This is a genomic window from Bacillus sp. BB081 (assembly GCF_008368895.1).
Taxonomy (GTDB): domain Bacteria; phylum Bacillota; class Bacilli; order Bacillales; family Bacillaceae_G; genus Bacillus_A; species Bacillus_A wiedmannii.
Genome location: NZ_QOZX01000035.1, coordinates 46,608 through 61,223 on the forward strand (window position 1 = coordinate 46,608; position 14,616 = coordinate 61,223).

Sequence of the window (14,616 nt, forward strand, 5' to 3'; positions counted from 1 at the left end):
TTTCTTATTTTAATACAAACACCCACTCAATTGTATCGCCTGGCTTAACTGTTACTACACCAGCACTATGATTTGGAAAAGCACCATTCACACGATATTTCCATCCACTAGTAGCAGTAACATCTTTTTCATATAAATCATTAATCCCTTTTACATAAACTCCATCTTTAGAGCCCATTGCATCAACATCTAATCCTGTACGCTGCAATACTTTATACACTGTATCGCCTTCTTGTACATCCATCTTTTTCGCACCTAATAAGTATCCTTGATTACCTTTAACCGAGATCGTAACTTGTTTTGCTTTAGGTTCTGGTACTGGATCTGGTTTTGGTGGTTCTGGCTTTGGAACGGTCGGAGTCGGTATCGTTTTCTCCTCTTTATTCGGATCAACTTTTTGCTCCTGCTTCGGTGTTTCTTTCGGCTGATTCACAACCTTCGCTTCTTCTTTTACTTCTTGCGCTTTCGGTTGTTGTTTCTCTTCTTGTGCTTTTTGCTGTTCTGGTTGCTTATTTACAGCTGGTTGTTCTTTCGGTTGTTCCTGTTGTTTCTCTTCTTTCTTTACTTCCGGCTGCACCTGCGGCTTCTCTTCTACTTTTTGTTCTTGCTTCTCTTTCTGTTCGTCTTGCTTATTTTTCTCTTGTTCAGCTTGTTTTTCCTCCGGTTTTTCTTCCGGTTTCGCTTCATCTTTTTTCTCTTCTTGTTTTGCTACCTCTTCTTGCTTTGGTTCTACTTTCTTCTCAGGCTTTACAGCTGCCTCTTCACATCCAGCAAGTAGCCCAAGTGAAAGCATTAAAGAAATAAACCATTTCATCTTACTCATATTGCCTCTCACCTTTCATAATAAAATTAGGAGCAAATGATTGCTCCTAATTTTTGTTAAGCTGCTTTACGTCTCCATAATACATATGCAGAAGCAATACATAATACACCCATACCTACTTCTGTAGCTGCACTATGAGAAGATGCTCCTGTTTTTGGTAACGTGCTACCGTTTCCTGACTTTTTGCTTTTAACCGGTTCGTTATCAACAACAACTTTTAAATTATCATCTTTTGTTTCTTGTTGTACTTGTTTTTGTTCTTCTGGTTGTTCAGTAACTTCTTTTTCTACTACAACATTTTCTGAATCCACATTTGGTTTCTTATCGATTTCAGGAACAGATACATTTGACCAGTCATAAATCGATTTTTCAAGATTTTTAAACTGAAGTAGTGCTAATAACGCTTGCTCTGTAGCCATTCCGCTACCGTTTTGATCACTTGGTAACCATTTGAATTCACCATTTGGAAGTTGATATGACAGTAGATTTTGCACTGCCTTATGTAGACGGTTTTGATCTACATCTTTCACAAGTGATAGTCCAATAATTGCTTGCGCAACACTATTAGAATTTTCTTGTCCATCAGCAGAAAAACCACCATTTTCTAGTTGCTCTTTATATAAATAGGCAACAGCTTTTTCTACAGCTGTCTTTACATCTGGTCGATCTTGATATGGAGCTAATGCTGATAAAACCATACCTGTTACATCAACGCTACTAGCACTGTCTTTACTGCTTGCGCTATCGTAAGTCCAGCCGCCATCTGTATGCTGTGAGTTTAAAAGCGCATCTACTAAAGCAACTCGATTCCATTTTGAATTCACTGGCACTTCATATTTCTTCGTATCAAATGCAAGTAAAGCAAATGTATAACCTGTAACAGAATTTACTTTATCTGATTCATACAATTTTTGAACTAAATTATGTTCGCCAACCTTTGTAGGGTCTGCTTGCATTGCATTCATCATAATAATCGTTCTAGCTAAATCTGTCGCTGAAAAACGGTTAATGCGCTTTTCTACTTTTTCAGTTACTGACTTAACATAATTTAATTTCGCCTCAATTGGAACATTCTTTCCAGAAAGAGAAAGGCCTAAAGCTACCCAATCACTTTCAATTCCATCTTGTAACATCTTTTCAGATGTCTTAGAGATCGCGTCAGTTACTTTCGCTGCTGGAACTTGAATGTTCTCTTGCCTTGGTTGTTCTATCTTTTCATCATTTGTTTTTGGTTCTTCTGGTTTTGGATCATCTGTCTTTGGTTCTTCTGGTTTTTCTTGTTTTGGATCATCCGTTTTTGGTTCTTCTGGTTTTGGGTCATCTGTCTTTGGTTCTTCTACAGTTTTACAAGTACCAAATTTATCTAATGTTTGCTGTAATGTTTCCTGGCTCATATTGCTCCAGTCTGCAACAAAACGAAAGACAACAACATCTCCAGACTTTAATTTATAACTATCTGCTCCAACTTCTGCAGATTTATCATTTACATCATACAACCAGCCGCTTGTGTCCCCAGCCATTAAGCCGTCAATGCCTTTAACATACGTTCCAAACGACATCGTCTCTGCTGTTACTTTGTCCCCCATGACTTTTTGCAGCAAACTTAAAGCTGTTTCCCCATCTTTAATTTGCTCTTCTTTCGGACATAACATAATGCCCTTTTGTGATTCACCAATAATTGCAAGTTTTGCTGTATTTCCTTCAGCAAACGTAATATGTACTGTATTCGCAAAAGAAACAAATACAAGTGTAACTGCCATTAACGACGTAAGCAGCCATTTTTTCAACATTGCCATCCCAAAATTTCCTCCCTTACTACTATTTACACAAAAAAAGGCCCTTCAAGGGCGTGCAATTGACACTCTTTTTTTGTAAGTGTCGAACAAACTGCGCAACACCTCCGACCCGCATCATTCGCGGCTATATTTGTATAGGAAAAATAATTTTGTTTATGAACGTATCATTGTGATAACATTCACTTTTCTAGGCACTACTTACTTCCATTTCAGTTATCGTAAAACGATAAACCTATACATTCTGTTAATTATAAATTTCTGTATTATTTTACTATTGACAAAGAATTTTGTCCATGCTTTATCGGATTTATTTTCTAAGAATAGTAGTTTACTATCCTTTAACGATGCAAACTCTTTTCACTAATAATGACGCCATCTTCATCCGCATACACATATTCATTTGGCTTCCATTCTACTTGTCCAAATTGCAATGAAATATCCCGCTCTCCTTTTCCTTCTTTTACACTTCTATTTGGCATCGCCCCTAACGCTAAAATACCAATATTAATATTCTTTAGTTCACTAGAATCACGAACATATCCATTCACAATAATTCCTGCCAGCTTTCTTTCCTCCGCAATAGCTGCCAAATTATCGCCAAGTAACGCACAATTCGTAGACGCTCCACCATCAACAACTAATACCGTTCCTTCTGGTAATGTTTGCAATCCTTCCTTCACTAGTACATTATCATCCTTCACTTTTACCGTTGCAATTTTCCCGTAAAATTGTTCTTTCTTCCCAAAAGACCGAAAAGACTCGCGACATATTTTTAATTCCTTTTCAAACTCATCACATAGATCGGTAGTTTTCCACATCTTTTTCCCCTCTTTTCCTTATTCCTTCTATATAACATATTCTTGGGTTATTTTCGTTTCCCTGTCTAACGTGCAATAATTTGTATGTGCAGGAAAAGCATAGAAAAACTATTGCCTTAAGAAGCCACCTTTATTATAATCTATTTCACAGATAAATTTCAGAATATTTAAAATTAACCAAGTGAAAAAGGAGGGTTTTTATGCAATTACATACCGAGGTAAAAAAGCAGCCGAGTAAACGAAAGTTTAAAATGCCTGACGCGTACGTACTACTATTTTTTATTGCCTTACTTTGTGCCATTGCTACATATTTCGTTCCTGCTGGAGAGTTTAAAAGAGTTACAAACGGTACTGTTACAACGACAATAGCAGGAAGTTATCATTCTGTTCCACAATCGCCGGTAGGGTTTGTTTCTTTTTTTACCGCTATTGAAAAAGGGATGACACTTGCTGCTCCTATCATCTTCTTAATTTTATTTACAGGTGGAGCCATTGCAATTCTTGAAAAAACAGGTGCTCTTGACGGTTTAATCTATCATGTGATTAACAAATTTCGAAATCAGCAATTACTTTTCATTTGTATTGTCGCTGCGCTCTTTTCTATTCTCGGCACGACTGGCATTATTGTTAACTCAGTTATCGGCTTTATCCCCATCGGCATCATCGTTGCACGCACATTGAAATGGGACGCTATCGTTGGTGTAGCAATTATTTATTTAGGCACTTATGCTGGTTTTAATGCTACTATATTATCGCCCTCACCTTTAGGCATTTCACAAAAGATCGCAGAACTTCCAATGTTTTCAGGGATTGGTTTACGTACCGCAATCTATATCTCTTTTTTAATTGCCACTATTTTATATATTAATTGGTATGTAAAACGCTTAAAAAAATCGAATAAAGGAAGCATTCTCGGAGATAACTGGTTTCCAAGTAATGCTCTTTCAAGTGAGAAAGAAATAGAGGAAACTGAAGTTCCTTGGACAATACGTCATAAATTAATTTTACTCGTTTCAGCTTTATCATTAATTGTATTTTTAGTAGGCGCTTTTCGTCTACATTGGACAGACGCAGAAATGACTGCTACTTTTATTTTCATAGCAATTACAGCGGGAATAATAGGTGGCATGAAAGCAAACGATATCGCTTCTACTTTTCTAGCAGGCTGCCAAAATCTCATATATGGTGCTTTAATCGTCGGAATGGCTCGTTGTATTTCAGTCATTTTGGAGCAAGGCAAATTACTTGATACAATCGTTAACCAACTTGCACAGTCTCTCGAAGGACATAGCCCTGTATTTGGCGTTATCGGTATGTATGTAAGTAGTGCCGCATTACATTTCCTCATTTCATCCGGGACAGGAGAATCTGTTATTTTCATTCCGATATTAGCTCCATTAGCTGATTTCATGCATATTACACGCCAAGTTACAGTACAGGCTGTTATGCTTGGAGAAGGTGTAGTGAACTGCCTCAATCCAACTTCCGGTGTTTTAATGGGCGTTCTCGCAGCGAGCGGCATTTCTTACGGAAAATGGATTCGATTTATGGCTCCACTTGCATTCATTTGGTTTATCATTGGACTTATTTTTCTTATTGTTGGTGTGAGTATAGAATGGGGACCGTATTAAAAGACTCTTATTATACTTAACTTGATAAAATATCTATCCTATTCTCCTCTCCAACCCTATATAAATCATTTATTCTAGTATAGATATAAATAGGGATTGATCATAGTGATCAATCCCTTCTCTCAAAGTAAAATAACTTTAAGTATTTTAGTTCCAAATTTTATTTACCCATTCCGGATGATCAATAAAAGGATTACGATTATGTTGATATTTCGTAAAAATCACTTCATTACGCTGTCGCTCTAAATCATCTACAGGGTCTTGTTCATTCCATTTTAGTAAAACGGATAGTTTGCCCATGTATGGATCTTTATTGTTATTCACCTTTTCATTTAATTCTAAGTCTATTTCGCCGTTGTCTCCTTCATAACGAACAGCCATGTAAAATAGCATTCTAGCGATATCCCCTTTTACACTATCACGAGGTTCCCAAGAATCACCATCGTATTTACATTCTGTCGCTTCCGAATGATTCACACCACCATTATCAAAATCCAGATTTCCACGTGAGCTATTTACAGATACATCCGTCGCTCTTAAATGATGCAAATCTGTTCCAGCTCCTGCAGTCGTTCCAAAATCACCGTGAGATTTTGCCCAAACATGCTCTCGGTTCCAATTATCAACTCCTGAACCATTCGTAAGTTTCCCTTGCGAACGCCCAGTATATAAGAGTATCACATTGTTTTTATTATTTGGATCTTCATCAGTATCTCTTAGTGCTTCCCAAACCGCACTGTATGATAACTTTGTATGATCATCAATAATATTATGAAGTTCCTTCTTTAATTCTAAACCCGTTTTTCCTATTGCATTATTATAATATGTATCATCATAGCTTTTTACAGTAATCTCTTGTGGTGATGCAGAAGCTACTTCACCGTGTATGATATCTGTGAATGATAGAGATGCAGAACCTAAAATAAAAAATGAAGATAGTGTAACCATAGCAAGCTTTGTGTTTCGAAACTTCATATACCCATTTCCCCTTTAACATATAATTTGAAGCTATTAACTAAAAAATGCTTTCTAACCCCTAAAAACTTTTAGAAAGCCATACCCATCCTTTTCTTTTTATTTAATACAAAACTCTATTGAGTCTGTATTATTTCCACACTTTTTGTTTATCTACTTTTCACAAGGAATATCCTTCTCTAGTACAGATTATTAAAATATTCTTTACAATTAAAAAGTAGTTTAATGTTAACCTATAAATTTCAATTTTTTTATGCAATTATGCATATTTGATAAATCGACTTTTCCTTTTTCTATAACTGTCTTTATTTTTGTGTAAAACCCTTCTTCCTCTCAAGAATAAGTACAAAAATAGATTGGATACCATGTAGGCACCAATCTATTTTAATTAAAGAAACTGTGTCAATTCTGAGTTCACAACACGTTGTGCAGTAATGATAACACTTTCAGCTGTTAGTCCATAAACACTATATAGGCCACCAGGTTGATTAGGAACAATTTGAACTTCATATTCAAATGCTTGTCCAAAAGCAGGATGAACTAAACTTAGAGTTGCAAAAGTAGAAGCATTAGAATTCACATTGAAGTTTACCTGTTCAATTAATGCTAATGAACCGTCAAGTCTAAAAACTCTAGCTACTCCAGTAAGTGGGCCCGCAGTACGGTTAAGGATCTTCACCCTAACTCTATTTGCATTAGCAGGTTGATTTCCTACATTTTCAATTGGTCCTGTAGTAAGAGCCATATAACATCACCTCCATTATATTATTATGATATTCAACGATAAACATTGACGTTATAGTTTAATTACCCAATTTATTTTAAATAAAAAAGCTTGTTTCTTATATTTTTTATAAGAAACAAGCTTTTCTTTTTCAACTACCATTCCTAAGACAAGTTTATCCGTCTCGAAAACATTTACAGTTACTTGACGTTTATACTGGGACAGAACTACTACTATTTACTTTGCATTGAATCTATATATTTTTTAACTACTTCATATACATATTCTTGATTTGCCGCCGCTGTATTTGGATTATATTTTCCGCCGTTTGTTTTATTGTTAGATAACACTCGAATTCCTAAAAATGGTACGTCATACGCTTTTGCGATTTGCGCTGCTGCAGCGCCTTCCATTTCTTCAACAGATGTACCGTATTTTGTATGGAACCATTTAATTCTATCAACTTCATTATTCCAAACATCTGCTGAACCAATCGTACCTTCCACTACTTTACCTTTTGTATATTTATCTTTTACCGCATTAGCTGCTGCAAGTAAATTCTTATCTCCCTCGTAGTATCGGATTTTCTCAGCATTTGGATCTTCTCCTGCACTTCCTTCAGAAGCCATTAAGTCCATTGAAATCCATTTTGTCGGTTCAATCCCTTGATTCTCATCCATATTTGTTGTTTTTAATGAACCTATATTCGCAACTTTTTTCCCCAAAACAATATCAAATACATTTAAATTAGGATCATGTCCACCTGATGTTCCTTGGTTAATAATCGCTATAGGCTTATATTTTTCAATAGCCACTGCTGTAGCGGCTGCTGTATTTTCCATTCCTTTACCTGTTTTCGCTACAATTACAGGATAATTGTCGACAGTGCCTTTATAAAATACGAAAGTTCCAGACTTTTCTTCTTTCACATTTTTTAATCTTTTTGCAAACTTCTCAGCTTCTATCGGCATTGGACCTTGAATTAAGATTGGTTTTTGATTGCTTTTTGCCTCAACTTGTTTCGGACTCGCATTACATCCCGCAAGTATCGAGAACGACAATGCAACAGTAGTTACTAGGGCAGCACATTTTTTCAACGTATTCTTTTTCATAAATAATCTCCTCTTTCTCTTGTTGTTTTCTATACTCGATGCTTTTAGTCCAAACAAAAAAGTTCTAGAAATTGTAGAAGAATCTCTACTTTCTAGAACTACGGTAGTCAAAGTTAATTAAGCACATGCAAAATTATAAATCGGTAGCGTACATTACATAGCACGGCCGAATACTTTAACCCGTAGTCCAGTTCTTTCATTGGGAACTAGGTAGAAACGCTCGGACCATATTACCGAGTATATACGAGTGATGATGTGTAAAATTATTATATTGGTAATATATCAAACTTTTAGTGTGCATGCAATCTAAAAGTGAACATTTTAATTGAAAATATTTTTAATGTTCGTTTTTGAAAGATAAATTATTTTTTTTCGTCCATTTCGAAGTGAAAAATACCGTCAAAAAATTATATTCTGAATAACAAACTAAATCCACCTACAACATTGGATTTCTCATCTTCGCTAGTCGCGTACAATTCAGCCATTGCGAAGTCTAACCCAACAACTGTTTCTACTTCTTTTCGTTCAGCCAGCATTTTATTATAAACAAAGCGTACACATCCGAACGTTTTACGTATGAGATGTGCTTGTTCTTCTGTTGGATACAAACGGAATTTGTACGCCTTATTATGGCTTTATCATATCCGTTCACCTCATTTTCCGCTTCATTTCCCATAAGCTATGACTGTGATTACACAACCTGAACATTACACAATTATTATCTACTTTCATTGTTATACCAAACGTTACCTCTTATAAGACTGATTTTATCAAGGGCGAAATAAATAAGAAAACCAAATGTTTGGCTACACAAAACCGAAATTCATCTCCCATCTACCGCTTGACTATCGCCTTTCACACGCTTGAGGAGGTAGACTCCTTTCGGATAATACGTTAAAACTATGCAACTCTCTACCTAGTATTTCACCGTTATTATATATAAATAATAAAAAAAGGATTGATTATAGTAATCAATCCTTTTTACTTTCACCGCTCAAAACTAAATCTCTGCAGCTAATAAATTGTACTCATTGTCAAAAGAAGCATGGATTCTATGTCCACCAAATAAATCTCCATCATTATATTCGCAATATATATCATTTTCTCTAATTACAATGTCCATAAGAGTAATAGACTGCTCAAATGTTTCTTTCGTCATATCATATTCTCCCGCATCTACAGCATCCCAATCTAAATGTTCATCATTCTCATCATATTCAGGCCAAAAATCATTTTTATACTCTATTAATTCTTCCGCTATAGCGACCTTAGCTTTTTTATCAAATTCTTCTAAACATACATAAAGCTTTTCTGCTCTTTTCATCATTTCATGTACATGTACATGTACAAGCTCTTTTCCAATATCCAATCCCCAATGTACTTTTCCTTCGTTTTGTTCATATGTATGAAAAGTTTCATTAAAGATAAACATTCCAATCAATTCACTTTTTATTGATTTTTCCATGATTTCATTTCCTTTCTATATGTGAAAGAGATACTGTTATATTTTAAGTAGTTATATCAAAGCTACAGCCAAATTTTTGCTAATTGAGAAACTCCTTCTATTATCTTTTTTTCACACAAATCACTCAATCCAAGTTGAATATGCGGATATTGTGGTATGCATTTTGAATAATATTTTGAACAAGGATAAACTATAATTCCATGTTCATATGCCCTTTTAATTAGCATTTTTTCACTCATTTCTGTTTTCACTTCAATAACAACAAAAATCCCGGAGCTACCACCTTTTATTTTGACATACTCCTTAAAATGTTTTGATAATTCCCTATTCAATAGATTCATTTTACGTTTATACAAAGCTTTCATCTTCCTTAAGTGCGAGTACCAATATCCTTCATCAATAAAGGTCGCCAATGTTCGCTGGTGAATAGATGAGGATGTTTGTTCAAGTAAAGGAAGTATCTTTTTATATTCACTTATTAATCTCCTCGGCAAAATCATATAACTGACACGGATAGAGGGTAGTAGTGCTTTTGAAAAAGTCCCTAAATAAATTACCCTATCGTTAGAATCTAAACTTTGAAGAGACGGTATAGGTTGATGAATATATCGAAATTCACTATCATAATCGTCCTCAATAATATATCCCCCCACTCTTTTTGCCCATTCAATTAATTTTAATCTTTCACTGACTGGGATGGTCACTCCATATGGAAAATGATGAGTAGGAGTGACATATAAAAGTCTAGAAGGCGATTTTAATAGGCAATCAACTTCGATGCCTCGTTCTTTTACTGGGATTGAATCAATAACAAATGATTGAAGAACAAATAATTCCCTTGCCACATTATATCCTGGGTCTTCTACCGCCAGATGCTGATAGTCTTGCTTTAACAACAGTGACAAAAGTAATAACAAATGCTGTGTGCTACTACCAATAATAATTTGTTCTGCAGAAGTATTAACTCCTCTTGATTGAAATAAGTAATCTATTAGTGCCTTCCTTAATTTAATGTCGCCTTGTTTTTCTCCGTATGAAAACATACTAGAGTCTTTAATGATTTTGTTTGTAATCGTTCTCCATTTTTTCAAAGGGAAGTTTTCTTGATCCACTGTTCCAATCTTAAAATCAATAGTTTTCATGGCAGTTTGATTTGTTTCATGATGTTGTTCTCTAATAGGTTCATAATTAAGTATTTCATCCGATATAATAGCCTCTATAAAAAAACCTTTTTTGTGCTCACTTCGAATATATCCTTCCGATTGCAGTTGTTCATAGGCTACCTGAGTTGTGTTTCTGCTGACCTCTAATTGGATAGCAAGTTGTCTAATTGAAGGCAACTTTTTACCCTTTTCTAATTTACCAGATAAAATTTGAGCGCGTATATATTGATAAACTTGTTGATACATAGGATTTTTACTTTTTCGATTTATATTAAATATTAGTTCCTTCATTTATGGAATACCTCATCTGTCATTTGTATTTATTGTAAACTGTACCTTTTAGAAATGACAGTATAAATAAATAATGAATTCATACAAAATTTAATCTAGGAGAAAGTTTATGACAATATTTATGTACATATTTTGTTTGATTGTATGGGGACTCAACTTTATTGCGGTAAAAATTCAAGGAACTCCTGTCAGCTTAGAACTATCCTTAACTTATCGTTTAGTTATGACAGCTTTTTTATTTTTGATTCTTATTTGGTTCCTTCGACCAAGAGGGATGCCAACAAAAAAAGATATTCCATTTATAGTAATTTTTGGTGTATGTAACTTTGCATTAAGCTATTTATGCCTTTATTACGCTACAATTTTAAGTTCTGCGGCAATTGTAACGTTAATTTTTTCATTAAAGGTGATTTTGACCCCAATCGCTCTTCGAATTTTTTTAAAAGAAAAGCTACATTCGCGCGTTTTTTTGGGAGGAATTTTAGGTGTATTAGGAGTATGCATTCTCATCTATCCGAATTTAAATAATTTTCAAGGTTTCAATGATATAAAAGGAATTATGGTTGCAATCTTAGGTACGCTTCTTACAGCAATAGGTGATGCGAGCTCGGCACGAAATGCAAGTCACAAGGTGAACCCTATCTATGCAAATGCTATTGGATTTACAGTCGGTAGTATATTGATGGGAGTAATTGTATTATTTCAAGGACAAAAATTTACATTCCCCACATCGTTTTCATATTTATTTATGTTGCTCTATTTAACTCTGTTTGCTTCATTTGTAGCTTGGTTATTCTATTTAAAACTTGTAGAAAAAATTGGAGGAGCTCGAAGCGGATATATGGTGGCACTTTTCCCTGTAATTGGAGGAATAGCTTCCGTTTTAATTGATGATTCAGATCCATCATTTTATTTGTTTGCTGGTTGTTTTTTCAGCTGTATTGGCGCTGCTATCGCATTGGGGCTTAGAACTCGAAAGCAAGTTACGCAATTACCTCTAAAAAAGGTTAATTAAGAAGAAATAAGTATTGTATACTTGAAAATCGACCTATATTCTAATAAACAACTATAAAATACTAAAACTATCGTTTTGCGGAAGTTTCTAAATACAAACTTAAAAATTAGTGGGGTGTCCCCACTAATTTTTAACCTACACCAATCCGGCTTTTACAGGCAGTTACTCTTCCTTCCCTCTTCCTCATATTCATCTAATTTTGATGCAAGAGCCTTATCGCTCGCATATTGTGAGATAAAATACGTATGCATCCAATTCACAATTATTTCTTCCAGCATCGGATGAAGTGGCTTTCCGGCTCCTTCTTCATAATTCTTTTTAAACTCTAAAGCTTTGAACTCCCCTTCAAAACGTTTCAAACTATGATCCATATTTTTTACTACATGTACTTCTGAATTACCTTTCACATAATGACCAATTCGCTTCGCTTTTTCTGGATCAGCCTGAATGTCTTTATCACCAGCGATCGCTAGCACTGGACATGTTACTTGTTGTAAATCTTTATAAATATCATGCTGAAAATGCTCTCTAAACCATTTTGCGTTCATCGGTTTAAAACCAACTTTAATTGTATCTTTTTCTGTGTTCATCATTTTCTCTTTTATTTTTTCCATCTGCTTCTCTCCACGCTTCTCCACATTGAGAAGACGCATTAGTTTTCCCTTTATTCCTTTTTGTTCTTTTAATTCTTTATAAGCAAGCTCTCTTTGTCTTTTTGTAGCTTCTTCTAACGATTCCGCAGCTCCTGTTAGAAGTATAAGTCCATTAACTGGTGTTCTTGCGTTTACAACAGCCGCTAACATACACCCTTCACTATGACCAACTAAAATGATATTTTCCGAATCAACAAATGGCTGTTCTTTTACATACGTAATCATAGCCTCTATATCGTTAGCTAAATCCCACATTCCTGTCTTCTGAAATTCTCCTTCACTCTTTCCTACTCCGCGCTTATCAAAACGAATCGTCACTACTCCAAGTCTCGCTATTACATGTGCTAAATCTTTATAAGTATTCGATTCAAGCTTTAACGGTACAATCATTCCATCACGATCAATCTCTCCAGATCCAGCGATAATAACAACCGCAGTATACTTCCCGTCAGCTTTCGGTTTAGTAATCGTACCGCGCAAAGTAAATTCACTATTTATCGCTACTTCATATTCGTCAAAATTCATTATATTTATCCTCCTTCTATTCTTTTATATCCAATTTAAATTTCAAACTTGCTATTATATTTTTGTACTCTCTTACATCTTTCAGCGGTGAGAAAGTCGGGTTTTCTGCAATACTTTGTAACATGCTTCGCTTTATAATCTCTTCATTTCTAACCGTTTTAGCACCAAGCGGAAATTCTGCAAACCATCCATCAATCGCATCAAAATAGGAATCGCCGTGTAAATGCAGGCTATTTATTGTAAAGCTAGACGCACAAACCGCTGCATATTTCCGTAGCATTTCTAATGAACCTTCAAAATTTTCTTGCATACAATATACTTGCGCAGCAGCATAGTATACTTTTAAAGTCATATTGGGATGTAATGTTTCTATTTCATATATATCTATTAACATGAAAGCTCTATTTAAAATTACCTCTACCTTTTCAGCGCTTGAGGCATTTATTACTACATAATTCGGTATTGCCGCAACGAGGTGTATTAAATGTTGGTACATACTAATTTGCATCATTTCATTCGCCTTCTCAGTATTTCCAAGCATTTGATACGCTTGTGCGATTAAATCTTCCTCTGGAAAATTAGGACGTATCGTTTCGCCAAGTAATTGAAGCACCTCATTTGGTCTATTGAGTATAAGATAGCAAGTTGCTTGAAACGATGCCGCCTCTTTCACAAGAGAAACATCATCACTTTCTTCCTGTACCCTGCTAAAGAGATACATTGCCTCTTCTAAAATTTCAATTCTTTTATCCATATCCTCTGCTAACATGTGGTGATTAATAAAGAGTAATCCCATTTGAATTAATAACGGAAAACATGAATAATATTTTTTTGTCACTTCCCTGCACTCCATCATTACTTCATTAAACGGTTCTTCACTAAAAGCTTCTGCAAGTCTGTGATATAAAATCTTAATATCTTCTTGCTCCATTTGCGGCGCATATCCAATTAGTTCGTCTATACTTACGTTAAAATAGGCTGCTAGCAGTGGTAAAAATGTAATATCCGGATAACTCTGCCCCGTCTCCCATTTGGAAACAGATGCCTTCGTAATACCGATATACGCCGCTAACTCTTCCTGCGTAATTCCCTTTTCTTTTCTCTTATCCGCAATTATTTTATGGATGTTTATCTCCTTCACATCATCACCTCATACTTTTATTATATGCTTTTATTTCACACAAAATATGGATTTAAAGTCAACTTTCGTTAACAAAATCAACTGTTAGGAAACATCCAGCTAAAATAAAAAGAAGCTCCAAATGATATTATATTTAGGTCATAGATGTTAAACTTAATAAAATCAAAGGCAGGAACATATTTGATATGTTCCTGCCTTTTTATTGTGGGTACCTATACATAGCTATCTAGCTAAGATTTTGAAGTACTTCAAAATCAAAAATTTCATCTCATCACAGTTTTTCATACGAATTCAGTAGACAGCTTATTTACATAATTCTCGTTATTGGAAGTTAAAATTTAAGGTGCTGTTGTAGGAGTTCCTTGATGAAATATCATTTGCCATTTATCCTCTTTTAATTTCCAAATTGAACTACACAAAGAATATTGCTCGTTAGTATGTTTAAGCACTTTAAATGTTGTTAGTGTACAGAGATAATAAAGTT

12 protein-coding genes, 1 pseudogene and 1 riboswitch are annotated in these 14,616 nt (G+C 34.8%); of the genes and pseudogenes, 2 read left to right on the top strand and 11 right to left on the bottom strand.

Annotated features, from left to right (window positions below):
* Nucleotides 1-4: 4 nt before the first annotated feature.
* The 3 genes from DN394_RS16420 to rraA form a co-directional block, all read right to left on the bottom strand.
* Nucleotides 5-823, bottom strand: coding sequence for a DUF4430 domain-containing protein (locus DN394_RS16420; RefSeq protein WP_149293968.1), 819 nt, complete (start codon nt 821-823; stop codon nt 5-7).
* 56 nt (nt 824-879) lie between these two features.
* Entirely contained in the window at nt 880-2,619 is a 1,740-nt protein-coding gene (locus tag DN394_RS16425; RefSeq protein WP_149293969.1) for a DUF4430 domain-containing protein, read from the bottom strand.
* A gap of 338 nt (nt 2,620-2,957) precedes the next feature.
* Nucleotides 2,958-3,437 (bottom strand): ribonuclease E activity regulator RraA, encoded by a 480-nt coding sequence (rraA, locus tag DN394_RS16430; protein WP_097914966.1) that lies wholly within the window; start codon nt 3,435-3,437, stop codon nt 2,958-2,960.
* A gap of 200 nt (nt 3,438-3,637) precedes the next feature.
* Here rraA and DN394_RS16435 point away from each other — a divergent pair, with 200 nt between their 5' ends.
* Nucleotides 3,638-5,068: a YfcC family protein gene (locus tag DN394_RS16435; protein WP_149293970.1), complete on the top strand. Its 1,431-nt coding sequence runs from the start codon at nt 3,638-3,640 to the stop codon at nt 5,066-5,068.
* A 147-nt stretch (nt 5,069-5,215) separates the two neighbouring features.
* Here DN394_RS16435 and DN394_RS16440 read toward each other — a convergent pair whose 3' ends face one another.
* The 6 genes and pseudogenes from DN394_RS16440 to pdxR form a co-directional block, all read right to left on the bottom strand.
* The gene (locus DN394_RS16440; RefSeq protein WP_098209258.1) at nt 5,216-6,043 is read right to left on the bottom strand and encodes an endonuclease I family protein; all 828 of its coding nucleotides are present in this window, start codon (nt 6,041-6,043) and stop codon (nt 5,216-5,218) included.
* A gap of 388 nt (nt 6,044-6,431) precedes the next feature.
* A complete protein-coding gene (locus DN394_RS16445) occupies nt 6,432-6,788 on the bottom strand; it encodes a hypothetical protein (protein WP_001229419.1) in 357 nt (118 codons plus the stop codon).
* 212 nt (nt 6,789-7,000) lie between these two features.
* Complete coding sequence (locus DN394_RS16450; RefSeq protein WP_149293971.1) at nt 7,001-7,879, bottom strand: 5'-methylthioadenosine/S-adenosylhomocysteine nucleosidase; 879 nt, start codon at nt 7,877-7,879, stop codon at nt 7,001-7,003.
* A gap of 163 nt (nt 7,880-8,042) precedes the next feature.
* Nucleotides 8,043-8,146: riboswitch (purine riboswitch) on the bottom strand.
* 245 nt (nt 8,147-8,391) lie between these two features.
* Nucleotides 8,392-8,508, bottom strand: a pseudogene (locus DN394_RS16455) (helix-turn-helix domain-containing protein); the annotation flags it as partial.
* Nucleotides 8,509-8,879: 371 nt separating this feature from the next.
* Nucleotides 8,880-9,344, bottom strand: coding sequence for a DUF2262 domain-containing protein (locus DN394_RS16465; protein ID WP_149293972.1), 465 nt, complete (start codon nt 9,342-9,344; stop codon nt 8,880-8,882).
* A gap of 62 nt (nt 9,345-9,406) precedes the next feature.
* Nucleotides 9,407-10,798 carry a MocR-like pyridoxine biosynthesis transcription factor PdxR gene (pdxR, locus tag DN394_RS16470; RefSeq protein ID WP_149293973.1) on the bottom strand — a complete coding sequence of 464 codons (1,392 nt, stop codon included), beginning with the start codon at nt 10,796-10,798 and terminating at the stop codon, nt 9,407-9,409.
* Nucleotides 10,799-10,907: 109 nt separating this feature from the next.
* Between pdxR and DN394_RS16475 the strand changes: the two genes are divergently transcribed.
* Nucleotides 10,908-11,813 (top strand): DMT family transporter, encoded by a 906-nt coding sequence (locus DN394_RS16475; RefSeq protein ID WP_149293974.1) that lies wholly within the window; start codon nt 10,908-10,910, stop codon nt 11,811-11,813.
* 152 nt (nt 11,814-11,965) lie between these two features.
* Here DN394_RS16475 and DN394_RS16480 read toward each other — a convergent pair whose 3' ends face one another.
* Together DN394_RS16480 and DN394_RS16485 are read right to left on the bottom strand one after the other, a co-directional pair.
* Nucleotides 11,966-12,991 carry an alpha/beta hydrolase gene (locus DN394_RS16480; RefSeq protein WP_149293975.1) on the bottom strand — a complete coding sequence of 342 codons (1,026 nt, stop codon included), beginning with the start codon at nt 12,989-12,991 and terminating at the stop codon, nt 11,966-11,968.
* A 16-nt stretch (nt 12,992-13,007) separates the two neighbouring features.
* The gene (locus DN394_RS16485) at nt 13,008-14,132 is read right to left on the bottom strand and encodes a helix-turn-helix domain-containing protein (protein ID WP_149293976.1); all 1,125 of its coding nucleotides are present in this window, start codon (nt 14,130-14,132) and stop codon (nt 13,008-13,010) included.
* Nucleotides 14,133-14,616: the final 484 nt, after the last annotated feature.

Coding starts and splice junctions, on each gene's coding strand:
- DN394_RS16445 (WP_001229419.1), bottom strand. CDS start 6,788: ATGGCTCTTACTACAGGACCAATTGAAAATGTAGGAAATCAACCTGCT.
- DN394_RS16440 (WP_098209258.1), bottom strand. CDS start 6,043: ATGAAGTTTCGAAACACAAAGCTTGCTATGGTTACACTATCTTCATTT.
- DN394_RS16435 (WP_149293970.1), top strand. CDS start 3,638: ATGCAATTACATACCGAGGTAAAAAAGCAGCCGAGTAAACGAAAGTTT.
- pdxR (WP_149293973.1), bottom strand. CDS start 10,798: ATGAAGGAACTAATATTTAATATAAATCGAAAAAGTAAAAATCCTATG.
- DN394_RS16480 (WP_149293975.1), bottom strand. CDS start 12,991: ATGAATTTTGACGAATATGAAGTAGCGATAAATAGTGAATTTACTTTG.
- rraA (WP_097914966.1), bottom strand. CDS start 3,437: ATGTGGAAAACTACCGATCTATGTGATGAGTTTGAAAAGGAATTAAAA.
- DN394_RS16450 (WP_149293971.1), bottom strand. CDS start 7,879: ATGAAAAAGAATACGTTGAAAAAATGTGCTGCCCTAGTAACTACTGTT.
- DN394_RS16425 (WP_149293969.1), bottom strand. CDS start 2,619: ATGGCAATGTTGAAAAAATGGCTGCTTACGTCGTTAATGGCAGTTACA.
- DN394_RS16475 (WP_149293974.1), top strand. CDS start 10,908: ATGACAATATTTATGTACATATTTTGTTTGATTGTATGGGGACTCAAC.
- DN394_RS16465 (WP_149293972.1), bottom strand. CDS start 9,344: ATGGAAAAATCAATAAAAAGTGAATTGATTGGAATGTTTATCTTTAAT.
- DN394_RS16420 (WP_149293968.1), bottom strand. CDS start 823: ATGAGTAAGATGAAATGGTTTATTTCTTTAATGCTTTCACTTGGGCTA.